5 protein-coding genes and 2 pseudogenes are annotated in these 6,845 nt (G+C 43.6%); all 7 read right to left on the reverse strand.

Features of this window, described 5'->3' with window-relative positions:
* A pseudogene (locus tag BW961_RS28445) lies at positions 1-722 on the reverse strand (hypothetical protein); the annotation flags it as partial.
* A 97-nt stretch (positions 723-819) separates the two neighbouring features.
* Positions 820-1,971, reverse strand: a complete 1,152-nt coding sequence (locus tag BW961_RS28450; protein WP_244556090.1) for an efflux RND transporter periplasmic adaptor subunit — start codon at positions 1,969-1,971, stop codon at positions 820-822.
* 48 nt (positions 1,972-2,019) lie between these two features.
* A complete protein-coding gene (locus BW961_RS28455; protein ID WP_068591732.1) occupies positions 2,020-2,889 on the reverse strand; it encodes a carbohydrate ABC transporter permease in 870 nt (289 codons plus the stop codon).
* 20 nt (positions 2,890-2,909) lie between these two features.
* The gene (locus BW961_RS28460; protein WP_068591730.1) at positions 2,910-3,803 is read right to left on the reverse strand and encodes a carbohydrate ABC transporter permease; all 894 of its coding nucleotides are present in this window, start codon (positions 3,801-3,803) and stop codon (positions 2,910-2,912) included.
* A gap of 28 nt (positions 3,804-3,831) precedes the next feature.
* Positions 3,832-4,566, reverse strand: coding sequence for an N-acetylmuramoyl-L-alanine amidase family protein (locus BW961_RS28465; RefSeq protein WP_068591728.1), 735 nt, complete (start codon positions 4,564-4,566; stop codon positions 3,832-3,834).
* Between the two features lie 65 nt (positions 4,567-4,631).
* Positions 4,632-4,751 (reverse strand): annotated as a pseudogene (locus BW961_RS28470) (D-alanyl-D-alanine carboxypeptidase family protein); the annotation flags it as partial.
* A gap of 382 nt (positions 4,752-5,133) precedes the next feature.
* Entirely contained in the window at positions 5,134-6,456 is a 1,323-nt protein-coding gene (locus BW961_RS28475) for an ABC transporter substrate-binding protein (protein ID WP_068591726.1), read from the reverse strand.
* Positions 6,457-6,845: the final 389 nt, after the last annotated feature.

Consider the following 6,845-nt stretch of genomic DNA (forward strand, 5'->3'; position numbering starts at 1 on the left):
CTGAGCTCGAATACCGTACCACCAGCAGATGTCAGGTATGCTTTATAGCCGGGATCGCTAAGTACTTTTGTACCCGAATTCGCGAGACTGACCCCTACCCTCATGTATACCTTTCCATTTAGTTTAATCATTTGTAGACTTTCCGCCTTGGTCGTTACAGGAAGATCATTCATCATGATATTCTTGCTCTGGCCTTTAGCAGCTACCATAGAATAATTGGCCGGAACCGTGAAAACACCCAGCCTTTTCTGATAATCAGCGCTATTGAAATCCCACCCGAATATTGAAACTTTGGCTCCGTTTACTTTTGTAGCCTTGCCAATGTTCACATAATAAGTTACAGATAGACTGCTCATGGCGGGCACCGATTTTTTGGTCGCATCACTTGTGATAGGGCTTCCTTGTACGACCGTACCACCTGTTGTGGTAACCTTGGAGAAATAATCAACAAGACTTACATTGCTACCACTACCGTTGCTATAACGAAGCGTGTATGTAAGTATATTTCCGCTCGGCTGCGCAAGAATGCTGATATCCATCAGCTTCACGCTAACATTGCTCTGCAAAGCTATAGACCCCAGTTTGTCCAGAGTAAATACTTCTGTCGTTGTTGATTTAGAGGCTGCTGAAATTGGCGATGCTGCGTAAGCTCGGTATGCAATAGACTGGCTTAAAATCACTAGTAGCAGTACTGCAACATACGTCTCTCTTCGTTTATGCATGAATTTCCCTCCCTGAATAAAAGTCCTTACAATGAAGACTCTCTGGTCATACCCCCAGCATTTTTTAATCTGTAGTTCACCTTATATCATTCGAACTTTACTGCGTCCGGACCTTGTTGCCATCCTGCAGCGGCTGGCTGCTGTCGACTACGATTTGATCTTGTTCGAATATACCTCCGGTTACAGCTGATTCTTGATCATTAGAATCAACGACGGTAATTGATACTTTACGAATGTAAAATGTGTTGCCAAGCGGACTGTTTCTTTCTTCAATTCTATAGACATACTTTCCGCTACCATCTTCGTGAATGGCTTTGTTGGATAATAATATCGTATCCTCGGCCGATGGTTTAGTCAGCTCCACCTTAACAATGTCCCCTCTTTTGAAACTACCATCTTGTATTGTGATCAGAAGCCGTTTCATTTGAGATTTCAAAGGTGTAGTCTCTCCTTCACCTTTGGTTCCTTCCTCGACAGAATTTGCATCTTGGATTTCTGCAATTTGGCCCTCGGCTTGTTTGATGTGAGTTCCATCCACTTGAACATCGATCTTTTCTCCTATCTTCAACATTCCAGCTATATTAGCAGGGGCTAATAACTCAAACATAAACCCAAGACTTCCGTTGGACATATGTACATCTTGCCCGCCATTTGATGAGATAAGGCCCTCCGTCGCATTTACTTTCGTAACTATTCCATCAAACGGAGCAACAATTGCGCTATTATTTATCAAATATTCCTGCAACTTTTGTATTTTCCGTTGTTGAACCCCCTGATCGATTTTGCTAATCTCTATCTCGCGTTTGGTGTTACCTATGCTATTCTCATCTGCACTCCACGAAGCTTCCTTAAAACTGCCCTGCAGCTCTTCCATTGTGAGCTTAAGTTTTTTAAGACTCGCTTGTTCGTCCAGAATCTGTTGCTCCGCCTCTTTTCTGTCGTAAGTCACCAGTGTCTGCCCTTTCTTCACATGATCCCCTTCTTTTACATCTACTTTTGTAACTTTCCACCCCGTACTATTCGTTAATGCAACTTCTGCCTTCCACATTAATACACCACTACTCTGAAACATATGAACAAGCTGTCCCCGTTTCGGTTCTACTACCGCTACCTTTGGTAAAGTTAGAGACATCAACGTGTTGCTAAGCATCGTAAATACAATTAGGAGGCCGATAAACAAGCCGGAGAAGATTCGAATCGTTCGTTTACGTCCTGAATTCGCTTGTTCGGTATGTTGTAGTCCCATCATGATCACCCCTATAATTTTCCAGAATATAGCTTGTATCCTAAATGTTGACTATCCTTTGATTCCTGATAGCTGAATTCCTTCGATAAAGTAGGACTCTGCATATAAAAACAACAGCACCATTGGGGCCATATACAGCACAGATGCAGCAAAGGCGACACCCCGGGCTCCTTCATTGATACGCGATAAATAAAGCGATAATGGCTGTTTGAATGAATCCTCTATAAAAATAAGCGGCTGCTCGATCATATTCCAATTGTCAACAAATAGTAATACAATCAGCGCAGCGATTCCAGGTTGAATAAGAGGAACGATAATCTTATAAAAAATCCTCAAATGTCCAGCTCCGTCCATTTTGGCAGCTTCGATATATGAATTCGGAATATGCAGCATGAACTGTCTTAGCATAAATACACCGAAAGCACTGAATATTCCCGGTAAAATAATCGCGGATGATGTGTTCATTAGTCCAAGTTTCTCCACAATAATGTAGTTGGGAACCAATGTGACTTGAAACGGCATAATCATGGTCATTAAATAAATGACAAACAACTTATCCCGCCCCCAAAATCGGAGCTTGGCAAAGGCATAGGCCGCCAGAGATGCGACTAACACTTGCCCTGCGATGATAGGTGTGACCATCAATACTGAATTCCAAAACATCTGAAGGAACACAGGTTTATGAACCAACACCTCCGCATATTGATGAAATGTCAGCCAATCGGGAAATAGCTTCAAGTTAACAAATCCATCTTTCTCTCCTGCTGCAGTATTAATCATCTGGCCAATGAGATTATAGTTATGGTCAATCTCACCTTCCGTCATCAACGAGTTTGTGAATGTGACAACAATAGGAAATAGCATCATCGCGGCGATAATTCCAATCACCAACGTTAACGCAAACTTGCGAAATAAAGCCAACAATATCACCGTCCTTACACTTAATCCATGAATTTCCGAAAACGGCGTTCTATTGAAAGCATGACTGTTACACTGATTAGAATGCAGCCTACCATCAAGGTGGCAGCAGCCGTCAGTTTCTGAATATCGAGTGAAAGAAACATGTTGTTCATATAATGTTGCAGGATATAAATACGGTCATGTGGATAATCTCCTGCGATCAGATACGTTTCACGGAAAACTTTGAAGGAATTAATAATGGACATTAACACGACAAAGAACATTGTCGGAGTCAAGTAGACTAACGTAATATGAATCAATTTATGAAATCTACCGGCACCTTCGATATCCGCAGTTTCATAGTAATCCTTAGGAATACTTTGTAGTCCGGCCAAGAATAAAATGATGTTGTACCCGATATTTTTCCATGTGTACACGATAACCAGCACACCCATGGACCAATCTGATTTCATCCAATCGATTCGTTCTATATGCATACTTTGCATCCATACATTTACTGTACCATTCCAGTCGAACAATATTTGCCACATCATTACGATAGAGGCGACGGGTACCACAAGTGGCAATACAAAAGCCGTCTGCAGCCAATTCCGAATAAATAATTTTTGATTTAGCAAGATTGCAAATAATAAGGATAAAACAACGATGAGCGGTACGCTTATACCGGTAAATAGGAATGTGTTTGTTGCTGCTTTACGGAAGGATCCGCTAGCATACAGTTCATTATAATTATCAAAACCGACAAAAGAGCCATCCACCGTGCTATCTTGGAAAGAATAGAAAAATCCCATAACAAACGGAATAAGATAAAAAATGGCGAAGCCTATTAAGCTCGGTGCCAAGAAGAGAACAGCCACTGTCCAATCTTGCCGTAGCAACTTTAATATTTTGCCCCGATAACGCTTGTCCCCCATGTTTAACACCTCCTACAACAACTTCGCTTTAACCCTCTCTATCCACGAAATACTTTTTAATTCCTCTTACAATGGCTTGGGCGGTTCGATTCTGATGCACTTCACTGAGCATATTCGTTTCATCGCTGGGGTTCGTGAGAAACCCCAACTCCAGTAAAATCGCGAGATTGTTGCTGAGCTTCAGCACCCCCAAGCTTTCCTTTTTCACGCCGCGGTCCTTGAATCCAGTAGCCTCTGCCAGTTGTTCGTGCACCTCGCTTGCGAACAAAAAACTTTCGTCCGCATAATAATACGTTTCTGTGCCAGATACATCCAGACCACTGTATGTGTTCCCATGAATGGAGACAAATGCGTCCGCATCGAGATCATTTGCGATTTGGGCGCGATCCTTCAGCTTGACAAAGGTGTCATCCGTACGTGTTCTGTACGCCTCGAAAATCGGCTCCTGCTGGAGCAAGTCATACACCTTCGTAGACAGCGCTAGGGTGTACGCTCGCTCTCGGTTCCCGCTTGCACCTTCCGCGCCGGGGTCCTTGCCTCCATGCCCCGCATCGATCACAATTTTGTAGCGCTTTGATACTTCTTGCGGCGTTGCCATATTCTTGTTCAGGGAAACTGTCGACTCCCCCGAAGTTGTGATTCGATTCCCCGAAATCGGGGATGATAACGCATATATCAACCAGACCATTCCCATAAAAACAACGATGCTTATCATAAGTATCGCTTGGCGGCGTTGAAGCAGTTTTCTCCTCACCCGTTTCATGCTGTCTCCTTACTCATGCCCGCTCTCTATGCCTCATTAAACCCCGATTGGAGCATAGTCGACCGCCACGGCTTGTACTTATATTGCTTTACAGCTTCCTTGTCCCTCGGATATCGAATAATAAAACCGTATAGATGAGCATTTTCGCTAACCCATCGGCCCTCCTCCTTCTCACCGAACTTCTCGATTCATTGACGATTCAGGCTTTCTCCATCATCACTCGGGTTGCGCCACTGCCTTCGGTGGTATTCTACCAGTGTAGTACGCGAATATATGATAAGTGAGATAGACTTGTAATGAAGTTGTAAAAAGCTGAATTCAACAAGCAACACAGCACCAAAAGACCAACTGCGGTTGCAGCTGGCCTTGGTTCTGTCGGCTCCTGAATTGCCGTTCAAGGTTCATTACGAAAAATTGCAATCTTGAATTCTTTGCACACCTGTCTCGTTTCCTTTAATACCCGAAGATGTACATGTAGTGACTCTCGCCACAACAAGCGAAAGTAGCAATACTGTTGTTCACTTTTTCATTCATTATCTTCCTTTATCTCTTAGAAGTTATTTATTCTTACTCATTCAAGTACGTCGTCACACGATTCGCGACAAGTTCCGCAACTGCTTGTGCCGATTTTTGACCGCTATAGTAAGCTTTCACTTCCTCTGTAATAATCGTTCGGATCTTCGAATCATGCTTCTCCGGTGTGCTTGCATTTTGCATCATCTGCTTGATCATATCAATATCCGCCTTCATAACCGGTACCGTGGAGCCCATAGCATCAATCGAGCCTTTGTTCTGGAGGTCTTGTAATGTCTTCTCGTTCACCTTTTTATGGATAGAGAAACTCTGATGATCTGGCATCGTCTGGATCTCCTCGGACATTAAGAACTTCATGAAATCCCAAGCTTCCGCCTGAACGGTCGAATTCGCATTCAACCCCAATGTCATCTGCATCGTGAACGAATCCCCCGCTTGTTGACCGGCAGCGAGCGGCTTGTTATAGATTTTCCCTTTCCCTTTCTCAAAGATTAGCGATGGCATTACAAAATAATCTGCAGGAGAGAAAATCCAGACAGTCGAAAAGAAATAATCCCCTGCATCGACCTCGGCATCCGTCACTACCTTTTCCTCAAACAACGTTTTCACTTGCTCCATGAGTAAGGCGAATTCTTTTGTATCGAAACTAGCAGGGCGCTTCTCTTCATTCACAATTCGCTTATAGTTATCAGTAAATAAATCGTACAGCATCTGTTCTCGAGACGTATTTCCTATCGAATAGTTATGGCCGCCGGATGCCGCTAGACTTTTGCCCACAGTTATGAATTCGCTCCATGTCCATTTGCTGTCATCGAATTTCACTCCGGATTCCTCAATCGCCTTCGCATCCCCCATAAAACCGTTAAGGGTGAACCGCAGCGGCAACGTATAGAGACCTCCATTCATCTTGGCCCCATCCAAAATGTTCATCTCATATTGACTGGAATCAAATGTAGCATCCTCCTTCATCAAGCTACTCAAGTTCACCAGCAATTTTTTGTCCACATATTTCCTAACGGGCAAATCCTTCACATTCAGGGAAATCAAATCGGCACCTTTACCGGTTAGGAGCTCTGTGTTGGTGGTGTTCACATATTTCTCGATATCACCTTCTTGATTCGAGCCTTCCCCCTTGACATATTCTTTAATTAGAATATCCACATTCGGATGTTTATCTTCATACTGCTTCTCTGCCAGAGAATACACAGGATCAGCTTGGAGTACGGATAAGACGACGGTCTTCTTCCCATCTTGTCCCTGTTGCCCCTCTTTCTTCTTAAGACTGGCTCCGCCAGAGCATGCTGCCAAAGTCATGGTTAATGCAACGACCAAACTGAATACATATCCTTTTTTCATCGTAAAACGCTCCTCTCCATTTTCCGTGCTATCTACGAGAACAAGCACGCCAGACTCTCAGACGATTACCTTCTGTTATCGGCTCGCTGCTCTCCACTTTTAGTTCCTGGACACCAATCGTTAATCGCGAGGCTCTAACTCCCGCTTCGTACGGCGAACCTGCATCTCGTCATTATTGTATACGGCTTCAATATTGGTATCTTGCAAGTCAGCTAACGATAGCCTCTGCAGTGCAGGCCCCCATTTACGTCCTGGATTTCATGCTCGGCAGAAGGATTCTCATAGGCTTCCTTCCTTTTTCTAACCCTCTCTATCCACGAAATACTTTTTAATTCCTCTTACAATGGCTTGGGCGGTTCGATTCTGATGCACTTCACTGAGCATATTCG

This window comes from Paenibacillus macquariensis (assembly GCF_900156375.1).
GTDB lineage: Bacteria > Bacillota > Bacilli > Paenibacillales > Paenibacillaceae > Paenibacillus_AQ > Paenibacillus_AQ macquariensis.

What these genes read in the sequence shown, in the direction of transcription:
- BW961_RS28475 (WP_068591726.1), bottom strand. Translation starts at nt 6,456, where the DNA reads ATGAAAAAAGGATATGTATTCAGTTTGGTCGTTGCATTAACCATGACT.
- BW961_RS28460 (WP_068591730.1), bottom strand. Translation starts at nt 3,803, where the DNA reads ATGGGGGACAAGCGTTATCGGGGCAAAATATTAAAGTTGCTACGGCAA.
- BW961_RS28450 (WP_244556090.1), bottom strand. Translation starts at nt 1,971, where the DNA reads ATGATGGGACTACAACATACCGAACAAGCGAATTCAGGACGTAAACGA.
- BW961_RS28465 (WP_068591728.1), bottom strand. Translation starts at nt 4,566, where the DNA reads ATGAAACGGGTGAGGAGAAAACTGCTTCAACGCCGCCAAGCGATACTT.